Source organism: Dehalococcoidia bacterium (assembly GCA_025060295.1).
Taxonomy (GTDB): domain Bacteria; phylum Chloroflexota; class Dehalococcoidia; order Lucifugimonadales; family HRBIN23; genus HRBIN23.
The window spans coordinates 112064-138761 of record JANXCH010000011.1 but is presented as its reverse complement, the minus strand read 5'-3'; the positions used below and the strand labels follow the sequence as shown (position 1 = coordinate 138761).

General features: G+C 66.5%; 23 protein-coding genes, 1 tRNA gene and 1 rRNA gene. 14 read left to right on the top strand and 11 right to left on the bottom strand.

The window, feature by feature from the left end; all coding sequences use genetic code 11:
- Nucleotides 1-174: 174 nt before the first annotated feature.
- The 3 genes from tilS to NZ951_05750 are packed head-to-tail and all read right to left on the bottom strand — an operon-like array spanning nucleotide 175 to nucleotide 3530.
- The gene (gene tilS, locus NZ951_05760) at nucleotides 175-1629 is read right to left on the bottom strand and encodes a tRNA lysidine(34) synthetase TilS (protein ID MCS7207421.1); all 1455 of its coding nucleotides are present in this window, start codon (nucleotides 1627-1629) and stop codon (nucleotides 175-177) included.
- The gene (locus NZ951_05755; protein ID MCS7207420.1) at nucleotides 1619-2239 is read right to left on the bottom strand and encodes a histidine phosphatase family protein; all 621 of its coding nucleotides are present in this window, start codon (nucleotides 2237-2239) and stop codon (nucleotides 1619-1621) included. Before NZ951_05755 ends, tilS begins: the two co-directional genes overlap by 11 nt.
- Nucleotide 2240: 1 nt before the next feature.
- Nucleotides 2241-3530: a hemolysin family protein gene (locus tag NZ951_05750; protein MCS7207419.1), complete on the bottom strand. Its 1290-nt coding sequence runs from the start codon at nucleotides 3528-3530 to the stop codon at nucleotides 2241-2243.
- Nucleotides 3531-3624: 94 nt separating this feature from the next.
- On the opposite strand from NZ951_05750, the gene folE reads away from it, so the two are divergent.
- The 4 genes from folE to NZ951_05730 all read left to right on the top strand — a co-directional run bounded on the left by folE (nucleotide 3625) and on the right by NZ951_05730 (nucleotide 7135).
- Nucleotides 3625-4239 carry a GTP cyclohydrolase I FolE gene (gene folE / locus NZ951_05745; protein MCS7207418.1) on the top strand — a complete coding sequence of 205 codons (615 nt, stop codon included), beginning with the start codon at nucleotides 3625-3627 and terminating at the stop codon, nucleotides 4237-4239.
- 76 nt (nucleotides 4240-4315) lie between these two features.
- The gene (locus NZ951_05740; protein MCS7207417.1) at nucleotides 4316-5323 is read left to right on the top strand and encodes a GNAT family N-acetyltransferase; all 1008 of its coding nucleotides are present in this window, start codon (nucleotides 4316-4318) and stop codon (nucleotides 5321-5323) included.
- A 9-nt stretch (nucleotides 5324-5332) separates the two neighbouring features.
- Entirely contained in the window at nucleotides 5333-6472 is a 1140-nt protein-coding gene (locus NZ951_05735) for a glycosyltransferase (GenBank protein MCS7207416.1), read from the top strand.
- 12 nt (nucleotides 6473-6484) lie between these two features.
- Complete coding sequence (locus NZ951_05730) at nucleotides 6485-7135, top strand: DUF502 domain-containing protein (GenBank protein MCS7207415.1); 651 nt, start codon at nucleotides 6485-6487, stop codon at nucleotides 7133-7135.
- On the opposite strand, the gene NZ951_05725 is transcribed toward NZ951_05730, so the two are convergent.
- Nucleotides 7132-7932, bottom strand: coding sequence for a carboxymuconolactone decarboxylase family protein (locus NZ951_05725; GenBank protein MCS7207414.1), 801 nt, complete (start codon nucleotides 7930-7932; stop codon nucleotides 7132-7134). The two genes, NZ951_05730 and NZ951_05725, sit on opposite strands and share 4 nt — an antisense overlap.
- Nucleotides 7933-7942: 10 nt before the next feature.
- On the bottom strand, nucleotides 7943-9679 hold the full coding sequence (locus NZ951_05720) for an NAD+ synthase (protein MCS7207413.1): 1737 nt from the start codon (nucleotides 9677-9679) through the stop codon (nucleotides 7943-7945).
- A 254-nt stretch (nucleotides 9680-9933) separates the two neighbouring features.
- On the opposite strand from NZ951_05720, the gene pyrR reads away from it, so the two are divergent.
- The 7 genes from pyrR to NZ951_05685 are packed head-to-tail and all read left to right on the top strand — an operon-like array spanning nucleotide 9934 to nucleotide 15026.
- On the top strand, nucleotides 9934-10470 hold the full coding sequence (pyrR, locus tag NZ951_05715; GenBank protein MCS7207412.1) for a bifunctional pyr operon transcriptional regulator/uracil phosphoribosyltransferase PyrR: 537 nt from the start codon (nucleotides 9934-9936) through the stop codon (nucleotides 10468-10470).
- Between the two features lie 37 nt (nucleotides 10471-10507).
- The gene (locus tag NZ951_05710; GenBank protein ID MCS7207411.1) at nucleotides 10508-11524 is read left to right on the top strand and encodes an aspartate carbamoyltransferase catalytic subunit; all 1017 of its coding nucleotides are present in this window, start codon (nucleotides 10508-10510) and stop codon (nucleotides 11522-11524) included.
- Nucleotides 11521-12885, top strand: a complete 1365-nt coding sequence (locus tag NZ951_05705) for a dihydroorotase (GenBank protein ID MCS7207410.1) — start codon at nucleotides 11521-11523, stop codon at nucleotides 12883-12885. The genes NZ951_05710 and NZ951_05705 overlap by 4 nt, the downstream gene beginning before the upstream one ends.
- Nucleotides 12882-13307 (top strand): DUF3054 domain-containing protein, encoded by a 426-nt coding sequence (locus NZ951_05700; protein ID MCS7207409.1) that lies wholly within the window; start codon nucleotides 12882-12884, stop codon nucleotides 13305-13307. The genes NZ951_05705 and NZ951_05700 overlap by 4 nt, the downstream gene beginning before the upstream one ends.
- Before the next feature lies 1 nt (nucleotide 13308).
- Nucleotides 13309-14400 carry a glutamine-hydrolyzing carbamoyl-phosphate synthase small subunit gene (gene carA, locus NZ951_05695; protein MCS7207408.1) on the top strand — a complete coding sequence of 364 codons (1092 nt, stop codon included), beginning with the start codon at nucleotides 13309-13311 and terminating at the stop codon, nucleotides 14398-14400.
- 24 nt (nucleotides 14401-14424) lie between these two features.
- Complete coding sequence (locus tag NZ951_05690) at nucleotides 14425-14631, top strand: type II toxin-antitoxin system VapB family antitoxin (GenBank protein ID MCS7207407.1); 207 nt, start codon at nucleotides 14425-14427, stop codon at nucleotides 14629-14631.
- Between the two features lie 5 nt (nucleotides 14632-14636).
- Complete coding sequence (locus NZ951_05685; protein MCS7207406.1) at nucleotides 14637-15026, top strand: PIN domain-containing protein; 390 nt, start codon at nucleotides 14637-14639, stop codon at nucleotides 15024-15026.
- Between the two features lie 119 nt (nucleotides 15027-15145).
- Here the strand turns inward: NZ951_05685 and NZ951_05680 are convergent, their stop codons facing one another.
- Complete coding sequence (locus tag NZ951_05680; protein ID MCS7207405.1) at nucleotides 15146-15403, bottom strand: HEPN domain-containing protein; 258 nt, start codon at nucleotides 15401-15403, stop codon at nucleotides 15146-15148.
- Between the two features lie 40 nt (nucleotides 15404-15443).
- On the opposite strand from NZ951_05680, the gene NZ951_05675 reads away from it, so the two are divergent.
- From NZ951_05675 to carB, 3 genes are read left to right on the top strand one after another with little or no spacing between them, the layout of a single operon-like run.
- Nucleotides 15444-15851: a HEPN domain-containing protein gene (locus NZ951_05675; GenBank protein MCS7207404.1), complete on the top strand. Its 408-nt coding sequence runs from the start codon at nucleotides 15444-15446 to the stop codon at nucleotides 15849-15851.
- Nucleotides 15848-16183, top strand: a complete 336-nt coding sequence (locus NZ951_05670) for a nucleotidyltransferase domain-containing protein (GenBank protein ID MCS7207403.1) — start codon at nucleotides 15848-15850, stop codon at nucleotides 16181-16183. The genes NZ951_05675 and NZ951_05670 overlap by 4 nt, the downstream gene beginning before the upstream one ends.
- Nucleotides 16183-19524 (top strand): carbamoyl-phosphate synthase large subunit, encoded by a 3342-nt coding sequence (gene carB / locus NZ951_05665; protein MCS7207402.1) that lies wholly within the window; start codon nucleotides 16183-16185, stop codon nucleotides 19522-19524. Before NZ951_05670 ends, carB begins: the two co-directional genes overlap by 1 nt.
- A 13-nt stretch (nucleotides 19525-19537) precedes the next feature.
- On the opposite strand, the gene NZ951_05660 is transcribed toward carB, so the two are convergent.
- From NZ951_05660 to NZ951_05640, 5 genes are all read right to left on the bottom strand, one after another.
- On the bottom strand, nucleotides 19538-20566 hold the full coding sequence (locus NZ951_05660) for a Gfo/Idh/MocA family oxidoreductase (GenBank protein ID MCS7207401.1): 1029 nt from the start codon (nucleotides 20564-20566) through the stop codon (nucleotides 19538-19540).
- A 41-nt stretch (nucleotides 20567-20607) separates the two neighbouring features.
- Entirely contained in the window at nucleotides 20608-21540 is a 933-nt protein-coding gene (gene trxB / locus NZ951_05655; protein ID MCS7207400.1) for a thioredoxin-disulfide reductase, read from the bottom strand.
- 114 nt (nucleotides 21541-21654) lie between these two features.
- Nucleotides 21655-21729: transfer RNA gene (locus tag NZ951_05650), tRNA-Met, on the bottom strand.
- 41 nt (nucleotides 21730-21770) lie between these two features.
- Nucleotides 21771-24725: ribosomal RNA gene (locus NZ951_05645) — 23S ribosomal RNA — on the bottom strand.
- 280 nt (nucleotides 24726-25005) lie between these two features.
- On the bottom strand, nucleotides 25006-26688 hold the full coding sequence (locus tag NZ951_05640) for a DUF5671 domain-containing protein (protein MCS7207399.1): 1683 nt from the start codon (nucleotides 26686-26688) through the stop codon (nucleotides 25006-25008).
- Between the last annotated feature and the right edge of the window lie 10 nt (nucleotides 26689-26698).

Genomic DNA, 26698 nt, shown 5'->3' with positions numbered 1-26698 from the left:
CCTAGGTCGGTGGGTAGGAGCCTGGGGGATCTCCCCCAGAGGCGTTGCCCCCTCCAACGCCATCGCTCCTGCTCAGAGGGGCCTTCCTGCAGAGACCATACCCTTCCTCCCGTTCTCCGCTCCGTAAGGTGCCCCGTTCTGGTCAGCCCACGGGCTGGCCGTTGTTTTTTCCTCTTATTCCCCTTCGGCTTCACCCCGGGGGGAAGCCGTCTCCTGTGCCGGGCGCGCCTCCGCCACCAGCACCCGCCGCGTCTGCGGCGTTACCCGCGCCCAATGGGCGATGCGCACGCCGAGCACCCACGCAATGCCCTCCCGCCCCTCCAGAAGCGCTAACCGCTCCCGCCACCGCCGCGGAATGTGGGCATCCACCAGGAAATCGTGCAGGCGCTTGGGGCCAGGCATCCCCAAAGGCCAGAAGCGGTCGCCCGGCCGGCGCGTCCGCAGGCGCAAAGTCATCCCGACGGCATCGGCATCTAAGTAGGCCTGCAGGGGGCCCGCCTCCCGATAGGGCACGGGGGGCTCCACGCAACGGGTGTGCACCTCCCAGCCGTCCAGGGGGGTCGTGCCGGGGATGCGGAGGATAACCTCCCCCGCCACGGTGGGCAAGGGGCAGGGCACATCCCTCCGCACAAGCCACGCCCGCCCATACCCGCACTCCAGGACGATGCCCCTCGGTAAGGCCAGCCGCCGCCCCGCTGGGCCTCCCAAAAGGGTAACCATGCTCTCGACATGGGCCTGGGTGAGGCCCTCCGGGGTGCCGGCCACCTCTCCCCACAGGGTGCGGAGGAGGTGCCGTTGCAAGGCGGGGTGCAGATCCCGCCAGCGGGTGGTGTCCACCCCCACCCCAGAGGGCACGGGAGATACCACCTCCTCCCGCACGCGGGCGACCTGGGAGTCTAAGTAGTCCAGCACCTGCTCCGCCGTGCGGGCCAGGCGCACCAGGGCCTCCTCTACCTGGGGGTTGAGGGCGCGCAGAGCCGGGAGCACGCCCCAGCGCACCCGGTTGCGGGCAAAGCGCAGGTCCCGATTGCTTTCGTCCACACAGGGGGTCAGCCCCCACCGTTGGCAGAAGGCCTCGGTTTCCCTGCGGTGGCACTCCAACAGGGGGCGAAAGGCTTGAACAGGGCCGACCGGGGTGGGCAGGGGGGAAAGAACACGCATCCCCCGCAGGCCTGTCAGCCCTGCCCCCCGTGCCATGTGCAGAAGGAGCGTTTCCGCCTGGTCGGTGGCGGTGTGGCCCAGGGTGAGGGCATCAGCCCCTCGCGCACGAAGGGTCTGAGCCAGCAGAGTATAGCGCACCTCCCGCGCCGCCTGCTCCAGGGTGAGGCGATGGGCGCGCTGGTAGGAGCGCACATCGGCGGTGAGCACCTGGCAGGGGAGGCCCAGGGCCTGGGCGTGCTGGGCCACCACTTGGGCCTCCTGGGCGCTGGTGGGGCGCAAACGGTGGTCTACGGTGCCCACGAACAGGCGCAGGGCATACCTCTCGCCTAAAGTGTGCAAGGCGTAGAGCAATGCCAGGGAATCGGGCCCGCCGGAGACGGCCACGAGGAGGGCTTTTCCCCCCATGCCCGCCCCCTCCAGGGAGCGGGCCACCTTCCGCACCAGGGAATCGGACGGGTCAGGCCTCATGGGGAGGGGCCGCCGTATCCCGTAGGTTGAAGGCCTCCAGCACCCACTGTCCCTCCCGCCCACGGGCCAAAACCACAATGCCCCCCAGGTCCAGGTGGAAGTGGCGGAAGCCCTGAAGGGGGAGGCCCAGGGCGCGGGTCAGCAGGGCCAGGATGGTGAAGTTGTGGCTCACGGCCACCACGGTCTCGTGGGGATGGCGGTGCAGGAGGTCCTCCAGGGCGTGCCACGCCCGCTCCTGAACCTCCTGGAGGCTTTCACCCCCGGGGGCAACAGCACGGGCGGGATCGGCTCGCCATGCGCTCATAAAGGCGGGGTAGCGCTGCTGCAGCTGGGCCACCGTGAGGCCGTCCACCTCTCCCAGGTGCATCTCGGCCAAGGCGGGCAAAGGGAGGGGCTCCAATCCCAAATGCTGGGCGATGATGCGGGCGGTCTGCCGGGCACGGGGCAAAGGGCTGGTATAAAGGGCGGTGGGGGCATAGCCCTTGAGCAGACGGGCGGCGCTGTGGGCCTGGTGCTGCCCCAGCGGGGTGAGCCCTTCGGGGCTGTGGCCCTGCACCCGCCCGTCCCGGTTAGCGGGGGTCTCGCCGTGGCGGACCAGGAGCAGGCGCATGTCAGGACACCTCGTGGCGTGCGATGGCAGGGAGGGGCTCCCCTTTACGCACCACATAGATGCGGGAGACCCGCGCCCCTTCCGTGCGCGCCACCACAAACTTGAAGCCTTGGTATTCTACGCCGTCGCCCACCTTAGGCACACGTCCCAACACCGTCATCACCCACCCCGCCAGGGTGTCGTAATCCCCGGGGGGGATGGACAGGCCCAAACGCTGGTTGACCTCGTCCACCGGGAGGCTGCCATCCACCTCATACACATGGGGGCCGACGGCGGAGATGGCCTCTTTCCCCTCATCGCCCATGACGCCCACAATAGCCCGCACGATTTGCCCCCAGGTCACCATCCCCGCCACCCCTCCAAACTCGTCCACCACAATAGCCAAGCGCTGGCCGCTTTGGCGGAACTGTTGCAGGAGCGCTCCGATTTGGGCTGTCTCGGGGATGAAGATGGGAGGCGTGGCCAGGGTAGTGATGTCGCTGTGGGGGTGCAGGGTGCCCTGGGCGAGGCCCCGTAGGATGGTGCGGATATCCACCACACCGATGGGGTTGTCGGGGGTGCCCTCGTAGACAGGGTAGCGGGTGTGGGGCTCCTTCAGGTAGAGGGTGAGGAAGTCGGCCAAAGAAGTGCCTTTGGCGACCCATTGAATGGCCGTGCGGGGGGTCATGACCTGGCGCACTTGGCGGTCACACAGGCGGAAGATGTTGGCGAACAGGTGGGCCTCCTCCTCTTCCACCACCCCTGCCTCTTTGCCAATCTGGATCACGGTGTGCAGCTCCTCCTCCGTGAAGGGGGGGCGGGAGGTCTTGGCCCCCATCAGGCGCACCACACCCCGGCTAATGCGCTGGAGCACCGCCGCCACCGGGTACACAATGCGCTCTGCCCACTCCACCAAGGTAACCAGGCGCAGGGCGGTGCGTTCGGGGTTGCTGGCGGCCAGGCTTTTGGGCACCAGGTCGCCTAACACGGCCAAGATGGCGGCGATGCTGGCTGTGGCCACCGCCACACCCCAGCCCTCCGAGCCCAGGAGCAGAATAAGGGCTGCCGTGCCCACCGAGGCGGCAGCGGTGTTGACCGTGTTGTTGCCCAATAGCACAGTGGCCAGCAGGCGGTCAGTGCGCTCGGCCAGGGCCAGGGCGCGCTGGGCACGGGGGATGCCCTTCTCTACCAGGGTGCGCAAGCGTAAGCGGGAAACCGACAGGAACGCCGCTTCCGAGTAGGAGAAAAAGAAGGAGAGGGCCAGGCACATCAGAAAAAGGGCGAGGTACGTGCCTATGGACGGGCCTGGCATGGGAGTTGCCCCCTGGGGGAGAGAGTAGCCCTAGCGCAATGGTAACATACGGCTAGGAGGGCGTCAAAGGTTGTCCCCGCAGCGCCGTTGAAGTATGCTGGTGTGCGGCGCCCCGCGTGCGGGCGCGGCACGGGGAGGACGGGTGTTCCAGGAGGAGCGCATCCGTCGGGCCGTCCGGGAGATTCTGGAGGCGGTGGGGGAGGACCCCCAGCGGGAGGGCCTCCAGGAGACACCCCAACGGGTGGCCGAGATGTTGCGGGAACTGTTGAGGGGGCTGCAGGAGGACCCCCAGGCGTTCCTTGCGCTGGGCTTGCCCCCAGAGGGGGCGCACGGGCTGGTGCTGGTGCGGGACATTCCTTTCTACTCCTTGTGTGAGCACCACCTGCTCCCCTTCTTTGGCCACGCCCACATCGGCTACCTGCCCCGGGAGCGCATTGTGGGGGCCAGCAAACTGGTGCGGGCGTGGGAGGCTTTGGCCCGTCGCCCCCAGCTGCAGGAGCGCCTCACCAACCAGATGGCCGATGCCCTCTACCAGGCCCTCCAGCCCCGGGCCGTCTTTGTGGTGGTCGCCGCCGAGCACCTGTGCATGAGTATGCGCGGCGTTCAGAAGCCGGGCACCCGACTGGTTACCCAGGCGTGGCGGGGCGATGCGGCCTGCATCCAGGAGCAGGTGCGGGAATTCCTTGCCCTCCTGCGCCAGGGGGGATAGTGCACCGTCCTCCGCCACACCGTATCCTAGAGAAAAGGGTGTCGGCACGCACGGGTGAGAAACAAGGAGAGCGCGCTTGTGTCAGGCGTTGACGGTGCGGGCGGTGCGGGAGTCCTGGACCTCGGTGCTCCCGGTGTGGGAGGAGGCCCTGGCCCGCTCTCCTGGAGATACCCTCTTCTTGACGGCGCTGTGGCAACGCATCTGGTGGAAGCACTTTGGGCAGGGGGGGGAGCCTCTGCTCCTCTCTTTCTGGGCCGGGCAACGCCTTCTGGGAGTAGCCCCCCTTTGCCAGAGAGGAGATGCACTCGCCTTTCTGGGGGAGACAGATCTCTTTGACTACCACGATTTCCTGGTCCCCCAGGGGGAGGAGGGGGCTTTTTACCCCGCCCTGATGGACACTTTGGCCACCCTGTCCTGGGAGCGGGTAGTGCTTTTGTCGGTGCGGGAGGGGTCGCCCACGCTGGAGCACATACCCCCTCTGGCGCGCCGACAAGGATGGGCCTGCCTGGTGGAGCAGGAGGATGTGGCACCGGGGATGCCCTTGCCTGCCACCTGGGAGGCCTACCTGCAGGGGCTGGACCGCCACGACCGCCACGAGATACGCCGCAAGATTCGCCGCCTTTCCCCCGAGGGCTTGCCCCACTTCTATACCCTCGAGGACCCCAACTACCTATGGGGCTTTCTGGACGAGTTCTTCGCCCTGATGCGGCAAAGCATGGAGGAGAAGTCCCGCTTCCTGACACCTCAGCGGGAGGCCTTTTTCCGGGATGCGGGGATGGCCCTGGCGGAGCGGGGCATCCTGCGCCTTTTCTTCCTGGAGCATGTGGGGAAGCGGGTGGCTTCCGCTTTGTGTTTTGATTACAGGGGCCAGCGCCTGCTATACAACAGCGGGTTTGACCCCGCCTATGGGCATTGGAGTGTGGGCCTGGTGCTGAAGGCGTTAACCATCAAGGACGCCATAGAGCGGGGGCTGGTTTATTACGATTTCCTGCGGGGAGATGAGGACTATAAGTTCCGCCTGGGGGGGCGCTCCCGGAAACTGTATCGCCTGACCCTTTTGCGCTCCCCGAAGCGTGCGGGCTAGGGGCGGACTGTGCGCATCGCTGTTCTTTCGCACCACACCTGCCCGCTGGTGGGCATGGGGCGAGCCCGCTTCGGCGGGATGAATACCTACCTGCGGGGCATGTGCACCGCTCTGGTTAGGGCTGGGGTGGAGGTGCATCTGTTCACCCGCGCGCACGATGCGCCCCACGAACTGGTGGAGATGCCCCCTGGGGCGAAGGTGATGCATATCCCGACCGCACCCTCCTCCCTTGCAGGGAGCATCCAGGCCTTTTGGCAAGGGGTGGCGCAGGCCGCGGCTGAGCGCTATGCCCTTGTGCACGGCCATTACTGGACAAGTGGTCTGGCGGGCTTGCACTTGGCCCGCCTCTGGGAGGTGCCCCTGGTGGTTACCTTCCATACCACTGCCCTGGCCAAGCGCCTGTTCTTGGACAGCCGTGCCGAGCCTGCTTCCCGCTGGCGCGCCGAGCGTCTGCTGGCACGCCAGGCCCAGGGTCTGACGGTCTCCAGTCCCCACGAGGTGGATCTGCTGGTAAAGGGCTACGGGGCGGATCCCCACCGCGTGGTTTTGGCCCCGCCGGGGGTGGATCTGGAGCGCTTTCACCCGCACGAGGGCCTGGCGGCACGGCGGCTGTTTGGTCTGCCCGATGTACCGCTCGTGGTGGCGGTGGGACGCCCCGATCCCATCAAGCGCTTCCCCTTGGCGGTGGAGGCCCTGGCCCATATGGAGGTGGGACATTTGGTGATAGCAGGGGAGCACGATGGTGTTCTGCGGGGGTTGGCGCACCGTCTGGGTGTAGCGGAGCGGGTGCATTTGTTGGGGCCGGTGGCGGGGCGGGCTATGCCCCACCTGTATGCCGCAGCCGATGTGGTGGTGGTGCCCTCTGCCTATGAGAGTTTCGGGATGGTGGCTTTGGAGGGGATGGCCTGCGGGAGGCCGGTGGTGGCGGCGCGAGTGGGGGGGTTGGCCAGCCTGGTGGAGCACGGGCGGACGGGATACCTGGTGGAACGGGGCTGTCCCCAGGCCTATGCTCTACGGGAGGAGGCGTTGCTGGCCTCCCCCTCTCTGCGCCAGGTTATGGGGGAGCAGGCTCTCCAGCGCGCCCGCACCTTCACCTGGGACGCCTGGGTGGAACGTGTGCTATGCTGGTATCAACATCTGGTCGGGTAAAGGGGCGGCGGCGTGTTCCTTTTCTCCTGGGTGCGGAAAGCCCTTGTCCGCCTGGAGCATCACCTGCGGCGCAACATCCTGACGGGCTTGGCCGTTCTGGTGCCGGCCGTCATCACCTACCTGGTGGTGCGCTTCGTGGTGGAGTTTGTGGATGGCCTGTTGCGCCCGCTGACGGGGCGGCTATTCCATGGGGTGGTGCCGGGGTTGGGGTTGGCCATCACTGTGGTGGCCCTGTACATTATTGGGCTTGTGGTAACGACGGTGGTGGGCCGCCAACTGGTGCAGATGTGGAACGGGCTGATGGAGCGGGTGCCTGGGATTCGGGTGATATACCGCACCGCCCGCCAGGTGGCTGATGTGTTCAACTCCCACTCCGCGGCGCGCTATCGGCGGGTGGTGTTTTTGGAGTTCCCGCGCCCTGGCCTGCGTTCCATCGGCCTGGTTACCGGCGAGTGGCGGGAGCGTGATGGGCGGGTACATCTGGTGGTCTACATCCCCACGGTGCCCAACCCCACCTCGGGTTTTCTGGTGGTGGTGCCCGCCGACCAGGTGGAGGAGACCTCCATGAGTGTGGAGGACGCTCTGAAGGTGGTGGTGTCGGCGGGGGTGCTGGCGGAGGAGGTGGCGCGCCGGGTGCCCGCTGGGGAGGTCAGCGGCCGCTAAATGCCCGTCTGCCGAAACACGTCGTGGGCTACGCTCAGGGCGTTCAGAGCTGCGGGCAAGCCGCAGTAGAAGGCCGTGTGGCACAGCACCTCCACGATTTCCTGCTGAGAGAGGCCCACGTTCAGGGCGGCGCGCAGGTGGCGAGCCAGTTGTCTCTCTTTGCCCAGGGCGGTGAGGGCGGCCAGGGTGCAGACGGCCCTCTGCTTCAGGTCCAGGTCGGGGCGGTAGTAGACCTCCCCGAACAGGTAGGCATCTACCAGGCGCACAAAGTCGGGGGCGAGTTCCTCGGCGGCGGCAACGCCGCGACGGGCCTCGGCCTCGCCCCACAGGCGTCGGCGCATCTCGTTGCCCTTCTGAATCCGCTCCTCCAGGGTGGCGGGGCGCGGAGGGGCAGGACGTTGAACGGCCTTCTGCCATTCGGGCCTTTCGGCGAACACCTCCCCCGCCACTTGCAGGGCGTTGAGGGCGGCGGGCAGTCCCCCGTAAAAGACCAGGTGGGCCATGGCTTCGGTGATGGTGGCTGGGGAGAGGCCCAGGTTCAGGCCGTTGCGCACATGCACCTTCAGTTGGGGGAGGCGTTGCAGGACGGTGAGCACCGAGATGGTGGCCAGGCTTCGGTAGCGGATGTCCAACTGGGGACGGCTCCAGATGGCCCCGAACAGGGCTTCGTCCACGATGCGGGAGAGGCCGGGAGCCAGGTCCTGCGCCCCGGGCTGGGAGCCGACAAAGGTGCCCCCGCCTGCAAAACGCCGGCGAATCTCCTGTCCCTGGGCGTACAAGGCATCCGATGTGGTCATTGTGCCTCCTTTAGAAGTGGGGGTAGCGGTTGACGATGGGCATGCGCCGGTCGCGCCCGAAGGCGCGGGGGGTGATTTTGATGCCCGGCGGGGCCTGACGGCGTTTGTATTCGTTGCGGTCTACCCAGCGGATAATGCGTTTCACCACCTCCGCATCGTAGCCCATAGCCACGATTTCCTCAAAGGTGCGGTCCTCCTCCACATAAGCCTTGAGAATGGGGTCCAGGAGGCGGAAGGGGAGGCGTTCCTCCTCGGTGCGCTGGCCGGGGCGCAGTTCAGCGCTGGGGGGCTTTTTGAGGACGCTGGGAGGGATGGGGTTGGGCGGGGTGCCGTGGGCGTTGCGCCACTCGGCCAGGCGATACACCAGGGTCTTGGGCACATCCTTGAGCACTGCATACCCCCCCGCCATATCCCCATACAGGGTGCAGTAGCCAGTGGCCATCTCGCTCTTGTTGCCCGTGGAGAGCACCAGCATGCCGAACTTGTTGCTGATGGCCATGAGGATGTTGCCCCGGATACGGGCCTGGATGTTCTCCTCCGTTACATCGGGGGGCAGGTCTTTGAAGTGGGGGGCCAGCATGTCCAGGTAGGCGGCGTGGGCGGGTTCGATGGGCACCACCCATAGGTCCACACCCAGGTTCTGGGCCAGGGCGCGGGCGTCCAGGATGCTCCCCTCGCTGGAGTAGCGGGAGGGCATGGAGATTCCCAGCACATTCTGGGGCCCCAGGGCATCTACCGCCACACAGCAGGTCACGCTGGAGTCTATCCCCCCCGATAGGCCGATGACCACCTTCTGGTGGCCCGTCTTGCGCACATAATCCCGCACCCCCAGCACCAGGGCGTGGTAGACCTCGCCGATGGGGTCGAGAGGCTCTTCTGTGCGGGGGGTGATGGGGGGGCGCTCTCGGGGGCTGTAGGCGGACACGTGGATGCGTTGGGCAGTGCCGATGTGTTGCAGGAAGGGGGCATCCTTGCGGGGGCGGGGATCGCGCAGGCGCTGGCGGAACACGGACTCTACCGGCAAATCCACCACCAGCAGGTCCTCCTGGAACTGCTTGGCGCGGGCCACCAGGTCGCCGTTCTGATCAAAGACCATGCTGGCCCCGTCAAAGACCAGTTCGTCCTGCCCGCCCACGGTGTTGACATAGGCGATGAACAGGAGGTTGTCGCTGGCGCGGGTGGCCAGCATCTTTTCGCGGAAGAGGCGCTTGCCCATGTGGTAGGGGGAGCCGTTGATGTTGACGATGACCTCCGCACCCGCCTCCCTCTGCACGGCCACGGGGCCGATGGCGTACCAGATGTCTTCGCAGATGTTGATACCCAGGGGGGTGCCGTTGAGGACGAACACGGGGCACACCCTGCCCGGGCGGAAGTAACGGTCTTCATCAAAGACGCCGTAGTTGGGCAGGTAGATTTTGTGGTAAACGCCCACGATGCGCCCTTCGGCGGCCAGGGCGGCGGCATTATAGACCTCGTTGTCCCGCATGTCCACAAAGCCGAAGAGCATGGGGATGCGGGTGCTGGCCGCAGCCAGCTCCTGGGCCACTTTCAGGTTGTCCCGGATGAACTGGGGTTTCAGGAGGAGGTCTTCGGGGGGGTAGCCGGTAACCACCAGTTCGGGGAAGGCCACCAGGTCGGCCCCCTGGGCGGCCGCCTCGCGGGCGAAGCGCAGAACCAGGTCGCGGTTGCCCTGCAGGTCGCCCACGGTGGGGTTCACCTGGGCCAGGGCGATACGGAAGGTGCGCATGCGCCTTTGCTTTCTCCCCTTGTGCAGTAGTATACACCAGCAGAGGTGGCCGGAGGCACGGCCATTCCCCTTGCGCGGTGCTCCATCCCTGTGGTAATGTGTTATTTTAGAAGCCAAGGGCTAACAGCCGACAGCCTTTAAAGGACAGCCCCGTGAGGCTGGCAAGGCGTCGGGCACAGGTATGGGGCGGAGTATGCGCGTCCCGCCTGCCAGCTGGGGCAGGCGGGTTTTTTGTGTGCCCTGCGGGAGGCAGTGTGGCAACGGAACGGGTGATTTTGACGGCCGAAGACATCCGCCGCGCGCTGTCGCGCATGGCCCACGAAATTTTGGAGCGCAACAAGGGTGCCCACGCCCTGCTCCTGGTGGGGATCCTGACGCGGGGGGTGCCCCTGGCCCAGCGCCTGGCCGAGCGCATCCAGCGGTTTGAGGGGGTAGAAGTGCCCGTGGGGAGCCTGGACATCTCTTTCTACCGGGACGATATCCACCTGCGCCGGCCCCTGCCCGCCGGGGCGACCCACATCCCCGTGGATGTCACGGGGCGCCACTGCATCCTGGTGGACGATGTGCTGTTCACGGGGCGCTCGGTGCGGGCGGCCATGGATGCCCTGACCGACTGGGGGCGCCCCAAGTCGGTGCAACTGGCGGTGCTGGTGGACCGGGGGCATCGGGAACTGCCGGTGCGGGCCGACTATGTGGGGCGCAATATCCCCACCAGTGTGCGGGAGGAGGTGCAGGTGCGCCTGGAGGAGGTGGACGGGCGGGATGAGGTGGTCATCGTCCGCTCGGATTGAATAGGGGCTTGGCCAACACACAAGGAGAAGGGGGCCTATGCAGAAGGTAGAAACAACCCCAGCACGCCGTAAGGCGGGGAGCGCATCTGTCCCCTGGCCCCATCGCCACATCTTGGATTTGGATACCTTTGCGCCCCAGGAGATTTCCCTGGTGCTGGACCTGGCAACCAGCATGAAGGAGGTGCTGGGGCGGGAGGTGAAGAAACTCCCCTCCCTGCGGGGGAAGACGGTTATCACCTGCTTCTATGAGCCCAGCACCCGCACCCGCATCTCCTTTGAGACGGCGGGCAAACTCCTCTCGGCCGATGTGATCAATATGCAGGCGACCGGCTCCAGTGTGGAGAAGGGGGAGTCTCTGGTGGATACCCTTCTCACTCTGCAAGCCACCGCCTGCGATGTGCTGGTTTTGCGCCATCCCCACGCGGGTGCTCCCTACCTGGCTGCCCGCTGGCTGGGACGCACGTCTGTTATCAATGCCGGCGACGGCACCCACGCCCACCCCACCCAGGCCCTGCTGGATCTCTTCACCCTGCGGGAGCATCTGGGCACCCTGGAGGGGCGCACCATCGTCATCGTGGGGGACATCGCCCACAGCCGTGTGGCCCGCTCCAACCTGTGGGGGATGACCAAGATGGGGATGCGGGTGGTGCTGTGCGCCCCACCTACACTGCTCCCCTGGGATCTTCTCAAGGGGCGACGGGAGACCCCCGGCCACCCCTTCGCCTCGGTGGAGGTGGAGACGGACCTGGACAAGGCCCTGGAGGGGGCCGATGCGGTGATGGCCCTGCGCTTGCAAAAGGAGCGCATGGAAGCCGGGCTGATCCCCAGCCTGCGGGAGTATATCGCCCTGTATCAGGTGAACGAGAGGCGGTTGCTGCGGGCGCGCCCGGGCGCTCTGGTGCTCCACCCCGGGCCTATGAATGAGGGGGTGGAGATTAGCCCCGCCGTCGCCCACGGCTCCCAGTCGGTCATTCAGGAGCAGGTTACCAACGGGGTGGCGGTGCGAATGGCCCTGCTGTATCTGCTGTGCATGCCGGCGGGAGGACGCCCATGAGGCCCCTGCTGGTGCGGGGCGGGCGGGTGGTGGACCCCTCCCAGGGGGTGGACGCCACCGCCCATGTGTTGATTCGGGAGGGGCGTGTGGAGGCGGTGGGCCCATCCCTGGCCCCGCCCGATGAGGCGTTGGTGCTGGACGCCACAGGGCTGGTGGTCTGCCCCGGCTTTGTGGACCTCCACACCCACCTGCGGGAACCCGGGGAGGAGGAGAAGGAGACCATCGCCACCGGCGCCCTGGCGGCGGTCAAAGGGGGCTTCACCACCGTGTGCGCTATGCCCAATACCCAACCCCCCATTGACACCCCCGCCCTGGTGGAGGCGGTGCGTCGGCGGGGGGAGGCGGTGGGGCTGGCGCGCGTTCTGCCCCTGGGGTGCATCAGCAAGGGGCGACAGGGGCGGGAACTGGCCGAACTGGCCGATTTGGCCCAGGCGGGGGTGGTGGGCTTCTCCGACGACGGGGCACCTGTGGCCAACGCCTTCCTGATGCGCACGGCCTTGCACTACAGCACCCTCATCGGCCTTCCGATTATCAACCACCTGGAGGAGCCAGCCCTGGCGCGGGGTGTGGCCCACGAGGGGTGGGTGGCCAGTCGGCTGGGCCTGCCGGGGGTGCCTCCCCAGGCGGAGGAGAGCATGGCCAGTCGGGATATCGCCCTGTGCGCCCTGACAGGGGGGCGTCTGCACTTGGCCCACATCTCCACGGCGGGCACGGTGGAGGTGGTGCGCCGGGCCAAGGAGCGGGGCCTGCCCGTGACGGCCGAGGCGACACCCCACCACTTGTGTTTGACGGATGCGTGGCTCTTGGGGGAGCACGGGGAGGGGTCGCCCTTTGCCCCCCTCTCGGCGCGGGCGTATGACACGGCTTGTAAGGTGAACCCGCCCCTGCGCAGTGCGGAGCATCGGGACGCCCTCCAGCAGGCTTTGCGGGAGGGGGTGATTGACGCCATCGCCACCGACCACGCCCCCCATACAGCGGTGGATAAGATGGGCACCTTCGCCGAGGCGGCCTTCGGCATCAGCGGGTTGGAGACGGCCTTCGCCCTGTGCTACACCGCGTTGGTGGTGCAGGGGGGCTTGCCCTTCCGACGCCTGGTGGAGGCCCTGACCATCGGGCCGGCACGGGTGCTGGGGGAGCGGGGGAAAGGGCTGGGAAGCCTGCGCCCCGGGGCGTGGGGTGACCTGGTGCTCCTGAACCTAGCGGAGCGGTGGACGGTGGATCCCGACCGCTTCGCCTCCAAGGGCAAGAACACACCCCTGGCGGGGGTAACACTCCAAGGGCGGGTGGTGGGCACGGTGGTGGGGGGCAGGGTGGTCTACGACGCCCGCACAGCCGCGCCCGCAGGAGGGGGGAGCCTATGAGGGCCCTGGTGCCACCCCGGCGTGCGTGGGGTTTGATGGCTCTGGTGCTGGCGGGCGACCTGCTGTCGTTTGGGGTGTTTGCGGTGTTGGGACTGATGAGCCACCAGACGGCTGTAACCCTGCAGGGTATCCTGCGCAATGCGGTGCCGTTGGCGGTGGCGTGGCTGATAGTGGGGGGTGTGTTGGGGGCCTTTCACCCCTCGGCCGTCAGCCACCCGCGGGTGGCGTGGTGGCGGGTTGTGGGGCCGTGGCTCGTGGCGGGCCTGGTGGGGCTGTGGCTTCGGAGCGAGTGGCTCCACCGGCCCCTGGTGGTGCCGGTGGTGGTCATCTTCCTGGGGGGCAATGCCCTCCTGCTGATGCTGTGGCGGGTGGCGGTGAGCCTGTGGCTGGTGCGCCGCCCCCTGGCGACAAAGGAGACATAACATGGGCAAGCGAGGCTACCTGGTGCTGGAAGACGGCTCGGTGTTTGAGGGGGAGGTGTTTGGGGCGGAGGAGTCGGCCTATGGGGAGGTGGTGTTCAACACCTCCATGACGGGCTATCAGGAGATGCTGACCGACCCCTCTTATGCGGGGCAGATTTTGGTGCCCACATACCCCATGCAGGGGAACTACGGCATCAATCGGGAGGACTTTGAGTCGCGGCGGATTCAGGTGGCGGGGATGGTGGTGCGCCAGTGGTGTCCCCAGCCCAGCCATCCGCGAGCGGAGATGACCCTGGACGCCTTCCTGAAGGCCTACGGGGTGCCGGGGCTGACGGAGGTGGATACGCGGGCGTTGACCCATCGCCTGCGCACGCGGGGGGTAATGATGGGAATTCTGGCGTGCGACGAAGGCCCCGAAAGCGCCCTGGCCCGCCTGCGGGATGTGCCCCCTTATGGCAATGTGGACTTTGTGCAGAAGGTTACCACAGGGAGCCTGTACACCTGGCCCGCCACCACCGCCGAGCGGTGGCATATCGTGGCCTTCGACTGCGGGTTGAAGTACAACATCATGCGCCTGTTGAACCGTCGGGGGTGTCGGGTAACGGTGGTGCCTTCTACCTTTACGGCAGAGCAGGTGTTGGCCCTGCGCCCGGATGGGGTGGTGTTCTCCCCCGGGCCGGGCGACCCCGCCCTGCTGGACGGGGTGGTGCAGACGGCGCGGGGGCTGGTGGGGCGGGTGCCCCTTCTGGGCATCTGCCTGGGGCATCAGGTGCTCGCCCGCGCCTTCGGGGGGCGCACCTTCAAACTGAAGTTCGGCCATCGGGGGGGCAATCACCCCGTCCGCGACATGCGCACAGGGCGGGTGTACATCACCGCCCAGAACCACGGGTATGCGGTGGATGCGGACTCCCTCCCGCCCGACCTGGAGGTGAGCCACATCAATCTGAACGACGGGACGGTGGAGGGGATGCGCCACCGCTCCCTGCCTCTGCTGACCATTCAGTATCACTCGGAGGCGTCCCCAGGGCCGCGGGACAACGAGTACCTGTTTGACCAGTTTATGGAGATGGTGCGAGGGAAAGCGGGAGAGTAATGGCACGTTTGTGCCTGGAGGTGCGTGGTGCGAACAACCGTCAGCATAGACGCCAAACTGGTGGAGGAGGTGCTGCGGGTCACGGGGGAGAAGCGGAAAAGCAAGGCTCTCGCTAAGGCCCTGGAGGAATACATCCGCTGGAAGCGTATAGAGGAGTTGCGGGCGATGGCGGGCACCATAGACCTGGGCGACGACTGGTACGACCTGCGCCATATGGATGCACCCCGGTAAGGGCTATGGTCATCGTAGATACCTCCGTATGGGTGCAGTTCCTGCGCGCCCTTGGGTCGCCAGAGCACCGCGCTGTGGATTATCTCTTGGCTCAAAGGCAGGTTCTGATGGTAGGGCCGGTGTTGGCAGAACTGCTTCAGGGGGCACGGACTCCCCAGGAGTTCGCACCCTTACAGAGCCGTTTGATCGCCCTCCCTTACGCTACGGAGACCCACGGGACTTGGCTTCGTGTTGCTGAGCTCTCCTATCAGTTACGCCAACGGGGCCAAAAAGTGGGGCTCACTGACCTCCTCATCGCCGCCCTAGCTATTGAGCACGATTGCCCCGTCTACACCCTGGATGCTCACTTCCAGCGCATCCCAGGGGTGCGTCTGTATGAGCCCCAAGGGAGGTGAGGCTCCTATGCGCCCTCGCCTAGCCCCGCTGGACGACCACCACGCCCGTGCACTTGCTGTGGCCTGGGCCTTGCTTCGCGTCAAGGGCAGGCCCAGGGTTGGGTATCGGCCCTCTAGGGTCAGGTGCGTCGGTTCGTCCAGGAAGGCCCCGTACGCCACAGGAGGTGTCCGTTGGCCAGTGCCGCCAGCCGTCCCAAGTCGTGGGTGCGGGGAGGGGTGGTGCCCGTCGCCTGGGCCCCCAGCCCCTTCACCCTCTGCTCCAACGCCCGGTGGCAGAAAAACACCACAGACCGATACCGACGGCTACGGAACATGGCCTGTGCCGTCTCCCCATCGTACTCCACCTGGTCATACCAGTAGCGTGTGTCCTTCTCCATGCCGGGTCCCACGATAGCACAGATGGAGGGGGAAAAGGCGGTGCGCCCCGTCGCAAAAGCGTGGCTGCGCCAAAGCCAAGCCGACTGGGAGGGCGCTCAAGCGAGTGCAGGGGCAGGGCGCTACGAGTGGGCCTGCTTCCAGGCCCAGCAGTGCGCCGAAAAGGCCCTTAAAGCCTTCCTCTATCAGCACGGGCGCACCTCTATCTTGACCCAAGCCTTGGATGACCTGGTGCGGGAGTGCCAGAGGATAGACCCCACTTTCGCCCAGGTAGCGGAGCAGGCCCATCTGTTGGCTCTGTTCTACATAACGACACGCTATCCCAACGCCCTGGGCGGGCACCAGGCTCCCGCCGACTTCTTTACGGCCCAGGATGCCCAGCGATGCCTCACCGCCGCCTTTGCCATTCTCACCTTCGTGCAGAGCAAACTCCCCCAGGAGGGGGCATGAGCAAGGTCGTGCGCATAGACCTAGATCGCTTGGAGGAGTACGCCCAGCGCCTGGAGGCCTTTGTGCGCCTCCTCAAGGCTACCTACCCCGTGCAGAAGGTCATCCTGTTCGGCTCCTTCGCCCGTGGGGAGGTGCACGAGGGAAGCGATATAGATCTGGTCATCATCGGCGACTTTGGGGAGCGTTTCCCCTACCGTGCCGATGCCATCCTGCGCCTGGCGGGCGACCTGCCCATAGAGCCGCTGGTCTACCCCCCCCAGGAGTGGGAGCAGATGCTTCGGGAAGGGAACCCCTTCGCTGAGGAAGTCCTGCGCACAGGAAAGGAGTTGTGATGGCTTTCAAACCCTCTAAAGTGCTGGTCATCGGCTCTGGTCCTATTGTCATCGCCCAGGCGGCCGAGTTTGATTACGCCGGCGCCCAGGCGTGCCGCTCCCTGCGGGAGGAGGGGGTGATCACCGTCCTGGTCAACCCCAACCCCGCCACCATCATGACGGACGAGGACATCGCCGACATCGTGTACATTGAACCGCTCACGGTTGAGGTGTTGGAGCGGATCATCGCCCGGGAGCGCCCCGATGGCCTGTTGCCTACTCTGGGGGGGCAGACGGGCCTCAACATGGCGGTGGAACTGGCCGAAAAGGGCATTTTGGACAAGTATGGGGTGCGCCTGCTGGGCACGCCCCTCATGGCCATCAAGCGCGCCGAGGACCGGGAGCTGTTCCGCCAACTTTTGCAGGAGATTGGCGAGCCCCAGCCCCCCAATACCACCGTTACCTCTGTGGCCGAGGCGCGCCGCTTTGCCGAGGAGGTGGGCCTGCCGTTGGTGGTGCGCCCCGCCTATACCCTGGGGGGCACGGGCGGGGGTATGGTGCGCCGGTGGGAGGAGTTGGAGGAAATCGTGCAGCGGGGCCTGCACGCCAGCCCCGTGCACCAGGTGCTCCTGGAGCGCTCCGTGGAGGGCTGGAAGGAACTGGAGTACGAGGTGATGCGGGACGGGGCCAACAACTGCATCACCGTGTGCAACATGGAGAACATGGACCCCATGGGCGTCCACACGGGGGAGTCCATTGTGGTGGCTCCGTCCCAGACCCTGTCCGATAAGGAGCACCAGATGCTCCGCTCGGCGGCGCTCCGCATCATCCGCGCCCTGGGGATAGAGGGGGGATGCAACATCCAGTTCGCCCTGGCCCCCCATCCCATCGTGGCCGAGGCCCTGCCCGAAGCGGCCCGTCCCAAAAGCCCCCTGGACTACTATGTGATTGAGGTCAACCCCCGCGTCAGCCGTTCCAGCGCCCTGGCCTCCAAGGCCACAGGCTACCCCATCGCCCGTGTGGCCGCCAAGATAGCCATCGGCAAGCGATTGGACGAGATTCCCAACGCCGTTACCCGCAAGACCCTGGCGTGTTTTGAGCCGGCCTTGGACTACTGTGTGGTGAAAATCCCCCGCTGGCCCTTTGACAAGTTCCCCTATGCCGACCGCACCCTCACCACCCAGATGAAGTCCACGGGGGAGGTGATGGCCATAGACCGCACCTTTGAGGCGGCCCTGCAGAAGGCCGTGCGGGGGCTGGAGCACCAGGCCAAGAACCTACTGTGGGAGGCGCCGGCGTGGCGGGAGCGCAAGGACTGGCGGGATATTCCCCTCTTCCCACCCCACGATTTGCGCCTGTGGGCCATCGCCGCTGCCATTCGCCGTGGGGCCACTCCCGAAGAGGTCTCCCGCACCTCTCTCATAGACCCCTGGTTCACCCGTGCCATTGGGCGCATCATGCAGATGGAACAGCGCCTCCTGAAGGAGGAGTTGACCCCTGCCCTCCTGCGGGAGGCCAAGCGCATGGGCTTCTCGGATGCCACCATCGCCGCCCTGGGCCATGCCCAGGGCCTGCCGGAGCGGGTGCGCGCCTTGCGCCAGCAGTGGGGCATCCGCCCTGTTTACAAGATGGTGGACACCTGCGCCGCCGAGTTTGAGGCGGTTACCCCCTACTTCTACTCCACCTATGAGCAGGAGAACGAGGCCCCCCCCCTCCCGGGGCGCAAGGCCTTGGTCATCGGCTCGGGGCCCATCCGCATCGGGCAGGGGATAGAGTTCGACTACTGCTCGGTGCACGCGGCGTGGGCGCTGCAGAAGGCGGGCTGGAAGGCCCTGATGGCCAACTCCAACCCCGAAACTGTCTCCACCGACTTTGACACCTCCGACCGCCTGTACTTTGAGGCCCTGGACGAGGAGGCGGTGCGCGACCTGCTGGAGAACGAGGCGGCCGAGGAGGGGCCCCCGCCCACCGTCGTCCAGTTCGGGGGGCAAACGGCCCTCAACCTCTCCCAGGGGGTGGACCGGGCGGGCCTGCCCATCCTGGGCTCCTCGGCCAAGGCCATTGACATCGCGTCCGACCGGAGCAAGTGGGAGGAGTTTCTGTCCAGTTTGGGGATTCCCCAACCGCCGGGGGCGGCGGTGCTCTCGGTGCAGGACGCCTTGGAGGTGGCCGAGCACATCGGCTACCCCGTGCTGGTGCGCCCCAGTTATGTGCTGGGGGGGCGGGCGATGGAGATCGTCTACACCCCCGAGGAACTGGAGCAGTATGCCCGCTCGGCGTTGGAGGTCTCCCCCGGGAAGCCCCTGCTGGTGGACAAGTATATGGAGGGGAAGGAGTGTGAAGTAGATGCCGTGTGCGATGGGGAGGAGGTGCTGATTCCTGGGATGATGGAGCACATTGAGCGGGCGGGCGTCCATTCGGGGGATGCTATCACCGTCTATCCGGGGGTAACCTTGACGCCCGAGGAGGTGGAGACGCTGGTGGATTACACCCAGCGCATCGGGCGGGCACTGGGGGTGGTGGGGCTGATGAATGTGCAGTTCATCGTGATGGGGGGGCCGCCCTACCGCACGCCCCGTCAGCCCCCGAGCGAGCCCTTCAAGTCCACTGTGTATGTCATTGAAGCCAACCCGCGCGCCAGCCGCACCATCCCCTTCATCAGCAAGGTAACGGGGGTGCCTATGGTGCGTCTGGCCACCCACGCCATGCTGGGCATCAGCCTGCGCCGGCAGGGGTGGCAGGGGGGCCTCTATCGGCGGATGAAGCTGGTGGCCGTGAAGGCCCCGGTGTTCAGTATGAGCAAACTGACGGGGGCCGATACCTACCTGGGGCCGGAGATGAAGTCCACGGGCGAGGTGATGGGGATTGACCACGACTTCCACGCGGCGCTGACCAAGGCGTTGATGGCGGCGGGGATGCACCTGCCCCCTAAGGGGAACATCCTGCTGAGCCTGTCCGACCGCACCAAGCCCGAGGGGGCCGAGATCGCCCTGGCATTGGCACGGCAGGGGTGGGGTTTCTATGCCACCGAGGGGACGGCGCGCTTCCTGCGGGATGTGGGCATCAGCCATGTCAAGACGGTGAGCAAGCTGACCCACAGCACCCCTGACCAGCCCAGTGTGGTGGATGTGATCAAGGCGGGGTTGGTAGATGCGGTGGTGAACACCCTCTCCGGCGGGCGGGACCCCCTGCGGGATGGCTTTTACATTCGGCGGGCGGCGGCCGAAAGGCGTATCCCCTGCTTCACCTGGCTGGACACGGCACGGGCGGCGGTGGAGGCCCTTATTAGCAACGGGGGGCGCTATACCGTGCGTCGTCTGCCCGAGTATCGGGAGGGGCCACCCCCCACGCCTGCGGGGTAATCCACCCTGGGGGTTACAGGGGGGGGACGGGGATGCGCTTCCCCTCCCGCTGGGAGCGGAAGAGGGCCTCGGTTATCTGGCAGACCCGTAGGCCGTCCATCCCTGTGGCGGGGGGATCGCCCCCCTCCAGGATAGCCTTCTGGAAGGCCTCCACCTCGGCCTGATACATATCCCCGGCGGTATAGGCGATGGTGGTCTGCACCTGCTGGGTCTCCACCTCTAAACGGCCGGTCAGGGTGGTGCCCAGGGTGTTGATGCTTACTGCCCGTCCGTTGACCCCGTACACCACCAGGTTGTTGAGGGAGTCGGGTATACGGCGGGAGCAGACGAGGGTGGCGTAGGCTCCGCCCGAGAGGGCCAGGAGGGCGATGGCCAGGTCCTCCAGCGGTTTGGCCTCGGACTGGCCGTCGGTCATGGCAGTAACTTGGATGATCTCCTGCCCGCTGACGAAGCGCAGGAGGTCCATAATGTGGACGCCCATGCCCATGACGGCTCCGCCGCCGGCCAAGTCGGGGTCGCTCCACCAGGCGCGCAGGCCTGTGGCGGGGGGGACGGTTTTCTGGCCCCGCGTGCCCCGTGCCCATTGCCCCTGCAGGAGCACCAGGTCGCCGAGCACGCCGTTCTGGACGAGGCGGCGCACCTCCTGGTGGGCGGGGTGCTGGCGTGCGTGGAAGCCCACACCCAGTTTGACTCCTCGGCGTTGGCACTCCTCTATCATGGCCCAGCAGTCGGGCACTGAGAGGGCCATGGGCTTCTCCACCAGGACGTGTTTGCCCGCCTGGGCGCAGGCGATGGTCTGCTCCTTATGCAGGGCGTTGGGGGAGGCGATGAACACCGCATCCAAGCCGGGGTGGCGCAGGAAATCGGGGAGGGAATCGTAGGCCCCGGGGGCACCGTGCTTGTCGGCGAAGGCGCGGGCGCGTCCCTTGTCGCGGCTGAGCACTGCCACCAGGCGGGCCCCTTTGGCCTTGCTGATGGCGGGGGCGATGAAGCGGTCGGCGTGCTGGCCGATGCCGATGATGCCCCAACCGATGGTGGTCATGCTGTGCTTTGCTCCTTTCTGGGCGTGGGGCCCGTGTGGGTTTAGGTGTGGGGGAGATGTTCGGTGATGTAGCGATAGGCGGAGAGGGCGGCGGTGATGCCGTCCCCCACGGCGGTGCCTAGTTGCCGGTCGGAGAACTGGCGCACATCCCCACAGGCGAACACGCCGGGGATGGCTGTCTCCATGCGGATGGTGGTGATGACGTGGCCGGCGGGGTCCATGGGGATGCCGCTGCCCTTGAGGAAATCGGTGGCGGGGTGGAAGCCGATGTAGATGAACACCCCTTTCGTGGGGAACTCGTAGGTCTGACCTGTTTTGAGGTCTTTGAGGAGCACTCGGTCCACGGAGGTGTTGCCGCGGATTTCCTGGACGATAGTGCTCCACTTGAACTCCATTTTGGGGTTGGCGAAGGCGCGCTGTTGGAGGATTTTGCTGGCGCGCAGGTGGTCACGTCGGTGGACGACGGTTACTTTTTGGACGATGCGGGTGAGGTAGAGGCCCTCTTCAATGGCAGCATCTCCGCCTCCGACCACGACGACGGGTTGGTCGGTGAAGAAGTTGCCGTCGCAGGTGGCGCAGTAGGAGACGCCGCGCCCGGCGAACTCCTCCTCGCCGGGGACGCCCAGTTTGTTATGCTCGCCGCCGGTGGCCAGGATGAGGGCTGTGGCGGTGAGGGGGCCACTGGAGGTGTACACGGTTTTGGGGTGGCCCTGCACGTCCACCCGTTCCACCACATCATAGAGAATGTCGGCGCCGAACTTGCGGGCCTGCTCCTCCATGGCGCGGGCGAGGAGGGGGCCTTTGATGCCGTCGGGGAAGCCGGGGTAGTTTTCGATGATGTCGGTGGTGAGGATTTGGCCGCCGCAACCGAGTTTTTCGATGACGAGGGTTTTCAGTTGGGCGCGGGTGGTGTAGATGGCGGCGGACAGTCCGGCTGCCCCGCCGCCGATGATAATGACGTCGTAGGTGGGCATAGGTGATGTTCCCCTGGGTGTAGTGCTTCTTAAGAGTAGTATAGCGGAGGGGAGGAAAGGGGGAAAAAAGAGACGGCCCCGTGGGGGTATCCGCGGGGCCGTGGGAAGTGGCGTTGGTAGCGGGGGGTGGACTCGAACCACCGACCTTCGGGTTATGAGCCCGACGAGCTGCCGCTGCTCCACCCCGCGATGGGAGGGAAGAGGGGGGGCGTGGGGTCTCGGCCCTGCAGTGGGGGAAGGCCTCGGCCGATGCGCGCCGGTCGGCTCCAGCGGTTGCCCGCCTTCCACCTCCGGCCGCTTAAGCAGGTCGTCTCCCTGCGGCCTTACCGGCTTGGTGCCGTGGGAGGCCTCGTCTTGGGGTGGGCTTCGCGCTTAGATGCTTTCAGCGCTTATCCCGTCCCGACATGGCTACCCGGCGGTGCCCTGGGCAGGACAACCGGGACACCAGAGGTCGGTCCATCCCGGCCCTCTCGTACTAGGGACAGCCCCCCTCAAGCCTCCTACGCTCGCGGCAGATAGAGACCGAACTGTCTCACGACGTTCTGAACCCAACTCACGTACCCCTTTAACAGGCGAACAGCCTGACCCTTGGGAGCTCCTTCACCCCCAGGATGGGACGAGTCGACATAGAGGTGCCAAACCGCGCCGTCGATGGGAACTCTTGGGCGCGATCAGCCTGTTATCCCCGGAGTAGCTTTTATCCGCTAAGCCACGGCCCTCCCACGAGGGACCGTAGGATCACTTGGCCCGGCTTTCGCCTCTGCTCGGCTTGTGGGCCTCGCAGTCAACCCCCCTTCTGCCCATGCACGCTGCAGGCGATGTCCATCCGCCTTGAGGGGAGCTTGGGACGCCTCCGTTACCTTTTAGGAGGCGACCGCCCCAGTCAAACTGCCCACCAGGCACGGTCCCCCGACTTCCCCACCGGGGTTAGGACCGAAGCCGCGGAAGGGTGGTATTTCACCGTTGGCTCCACGGGAGCTGGCGCCCCCGCTTCGTCGCCTCCCACCTATCCTACACAGCCACGACCCCAGTCCAGTGCCAGGTTGCAGTAAAGCTTCACGGGGTCTTTTTGTCCCGCCGCGAGTCGCCCGCATCTTCACAGGCCCTGCAGCTTCACCGAGCCCCCCGCTGAGACAGTCCTCCAGTGGTTCCGCCTTTCATGCGGGTCGGAACTTACCCGACAAGGGACTGCGCTACCTTAGGACCGTTAGAGTTACGGCCGCCGTTCACCGGGGCTTCAGTTTGGGGCGTGTACCCCTCCCCTTAACCTTCCGGCACTGGGCAGGCGTCGCCCGCTATACGTCGGGTTTCCCCTTCGCAGCGAGCTGTGTTTTTGTTAAACAGTCCCCAGAGGTGCTGTGCTGCGGCCCCCCGGGGCTCCGGGGGCGTGCCCCTTCACCCCAGAGGGCGCCCCTTATCCCGAAGTTACGGGGCCCGTTTGCCTAGTTCCTTAGCGAGGGTTCGCTCGTGCGCCTTGGGGCGTTGCCCCCAGCCCACCTGTGGCGGTTTGCGGTACGGGCACCCACCCCCCTCCGGGGAGGGCTTTTCTTGGAGGCGTGGGCTCGGCAGAGTTGCCCGGGGTTGCCCCCGAACGTCTCTCCCCCCTTACCCGGGGGGGCTACAGGGGAGAACGCCCCATGTCCATTGGGGGCGCTCTGCCTACCCTTCCCCGTCCCCCTCCCGTTCGCCGGGAGGTGGGTGGTGCTGGAATCTTGACCAGCTCTCCATCGCCTACGCCTTGCGGCCTCGGCTTAGGCCCGACTGACCCTCCGCCGAACAACGGTGCGGAGGAACCCTTGGGCTTTCGGCGGGCAGGATTTTCACCTGCCTTGGCGCTACTCGTTCCGGGATTCGCACTCCCCTGCCCTCCAGGGAGGCTTCCGCCCCCCCTTCAGCGGACAGGGGACGCTCTCCTACCGCGTGCCCCTGCGGCGCAGGGGCACACCCGTGGCTTCGGCGGCAGGCTTAGCCCCGCGACATTTTCGGCGCAGGACCCCTCGACCGGTGAGCTGTTACGCACTCTTTAAAGGATGGCTGCTTCTAAGCCAACCTCCCGGCTGTCTGGGGAGCCCCACTTCCTTTCCCACTGAGCCTGCACTTGGGGGCCTTAGCCGACGGTCTGGGTTGTTCCCCTCTCGGGAATCGGGCTTATCCTCGACCCCCTCACTCCCCGGGAGCACCCCACGGTGTTCGTGGTTTGGTCGGGTTTGGTAAGCTCGCGCCCCCTAGCCCGTCCAGAGCCCTACCCCCGTGGGGCTTCCCCGAAGGCTGCACCCTCATGCATTTCGGAGAGAACAAGCTAGCTCCAGGTTCGGTTGGCATATCACCTCTACCCACGGCTCATCCCAGGCATTTGCCCGTGCCACGGGTTCGGGCCTCCACCCCGGGTTAGCGGGGCTTCACCCTGGCCATGGGTAGCTCACCTGGCTTCGTGTCTCTTCCCTGGGACTGGTCGCCCTGTTCGGACTCGGTTTCCCTGCGGCTCCAGGTCTCCAGACCCTTAGCCTCGCCCCAGAGAAGAACTCCCCGGATCATTCTTCAACAGGCACGCCGTCAGGGGCCGTGCGGCCCCCTCCGACTGTCTGTAGGCCCACGGTTTCAGGTCTCTTTCACTCCCCGCCAGGGGTGCTTTTCACCTTTCCCTCACGGTACTGGTCCACTATCGGTCGCCAAGGGTAGTTAGCCTTGGAGGGTGGTCCCCCCAGATTCCCACAGGGTTCCTCGTGCCCCGTGGTACTCAGGCAGGTGCCCAGAGCCCTCCCCCTTTCGCCTACGGGGCTTTCACCCTCTGTGGCGTCCCGTTCCAGGGACTTCGGCTAGAGGGAGGGTTGGTAACTCTGTGGGGAGCCTGGGGCCTCCCCTGGCACCGCCTCCAACCCCCAGAGGGCATAGGCCCCCAGGCCACTGAGCCCTCTGGGTTTAGGCTCACCCCCGTTCGCTCGCCACTACTAGGGGGCTCGCGATTGCTTTCTCTTCCTCGGGGTACTGAGATGTTTCACTTCCCCCGCTTGCCCTCCCCGGTCGCCCGGGGATGACGGGAACTCGGCGTCCCCGTCGGGTTGCCCCATTCGGGTATCCCCGGCTTAGCCCGCTCGACGGCTCACCGAGGCTTTTCGCAGTCTTGCCACGCCCTTCATCGGCCCTTGGCGCCTAGGCATCCACCGTGGGCCCGTAGCACCTTTCCCCACTGCAGGGCCCAGACTCCACGCCTGTGCCCTGTGGTGATGCTTGGCGCTCCTCTTCCCTTGTTAAGGTGCTCTGATGCAGAGGCGGCGGCCACACACCGCGTGGGCCGCCGCCCCTGGTGGTGTGGCCTGCCTTTTGGGTTTCAGGTCCTCTGCATCCGTTGGTGACTCTCCTGGAGTGCCCCCTCGGGGACTCCAGCCACTCATGACTATAGGCGCATCCCCCCGGGGTTGTCAAGGGGGGTACGGGGGTGTTTTGGGGGAAAGAGGGGTGTTCTCCCTAGGGGCGTGGGTAGATGCGGATGGTGCCGCCCAGGGCCAGTACCAGCACCCGCGGGGCAGGGGTGGTGCGGATGCGCTCCACCAGGGCGTCCAGCGCCTCCGGGGTTAGGGTGGGGGGTTCCTCCCCCTCCGTCTCCACAACCCAAAGCACCTCCAGGCGGGTGCCCAGGGCTTGTTCCAGGGCGGTGTGCAGGGGACGCCCCTTTTCCCCCACCACCAGGGTTATCGTCTTGCGTACCAGGGGCCTTTGGGCTTCTGCCCGCTGGTCCTCCCGCAAGACCTGCCAATGGTAGGCCAGCAGGGGCAGGGTGGTGAGGAGTATCCCCAGGGGCCAGCGCCCTGCCTCTAGGAACCCCCACGCGACCCGTCCCGCGAGGATATCCCGTAGGAGGAGGGAAAGGAAGGCGACAGCGTTGGTCAACGCCAGAACCGCCAAAACCCCCAGCACCCCATACAGGAAGATGCGCCGCGCCAGGGCCGAGCGCTCGGGAGCTCCTGCGGTGTGGGCGCGGCGGTGCAGGCGTGTCCACTGGGAGGCCCACAACGGCCCCCCCACGGCCAGAAGGGCCAGGGCCACGGCCAGCAGGCCCCGCCCAGGGTCCGGCCCCACCAGGGGGGCGGGCCCGCCCAGCGTCGCCAGCCCCAACAGCAGGCTCCACAGGGCGACCATCCCGCCCATCAAGGTCGCTAGCCCCAGGGCTGATAGGCCATAGCCCAAGACCCGCCGGGCGCTTTCGCCTTGCCCCGCCTGTTCCAATTCCCTCTGCATCACACCCCCGTGGTACGCCAGCAGGGCCAGGGCAATCCCCAGAGCCGGAAGGACACGGGGTATACTGCGGAAGTGCTCTATGGTGCCTGCGGGGGATGCCCCCAGCACCCACGCCAGCACCAGGGAGAGGACAAAGGCAGTAACGCCTACCGCCGGGACTGCACCCCCCAGCAACGCCCAAAGGGAGAGATAGACCCGCCGCAGGAGGGATGGGGTATCGTGCTTGGCCATCCCCAGCCCGTGGAAGGCCCACCACGCTCCCCCCGCCAGGACCAGCGCCACGGCGCGGTGCATCCCCGCGTCCCACAAGGGGCCGGGGCGGGCCAGGTAGGGCATGGCCAATAGGGCATCGTAGGCGCGGGTGAGGAGCGCTGCCAAAGCGAAGATGCTCCCGCCCACCAGAGCCCCCAAGCCGTAGGAACTGGTGAGGTAGATGTACCAGCGGCGGATGGTGCGTGCGCCGGCGGAGGGTTGCCCTTCGGCCCGCTCCACGCCCCAGTGGTAGAACCACACCGCACCCCAGACGAGATAGGCGGGGAGCAGAAGCACTGCATCACCATCGCCCCTGAAAGCCCGCACCAGCACGGTAACGGTCTGGCTGAACAGGATGGCCGCTGCCAGACCCAAGGCCCCGTAGAGGGCCAGTTTGCGCACCACCGCTCCCGCCTCGTCGGGGGTGCGGCGGACGGAGCGCTGGATGATGCCCCAATGCACCGCCCACAGGGGCACGCTCACCACCAGCATGGCCAGGGCGACACTGGCCTGCTCCCGGGTGGCACGGCCCGGCGCCACCAGGATATCGCCGAGGGCCAGTTGCAGGAGCATCCCCAGCAGGGAGGTGGCACCGCTGGCAGATACCATCAGGGCGATGAAGGCGACGCTATAGAAGTAGAGGCGACGGGCGTTGCTCACAAGTCCCTCA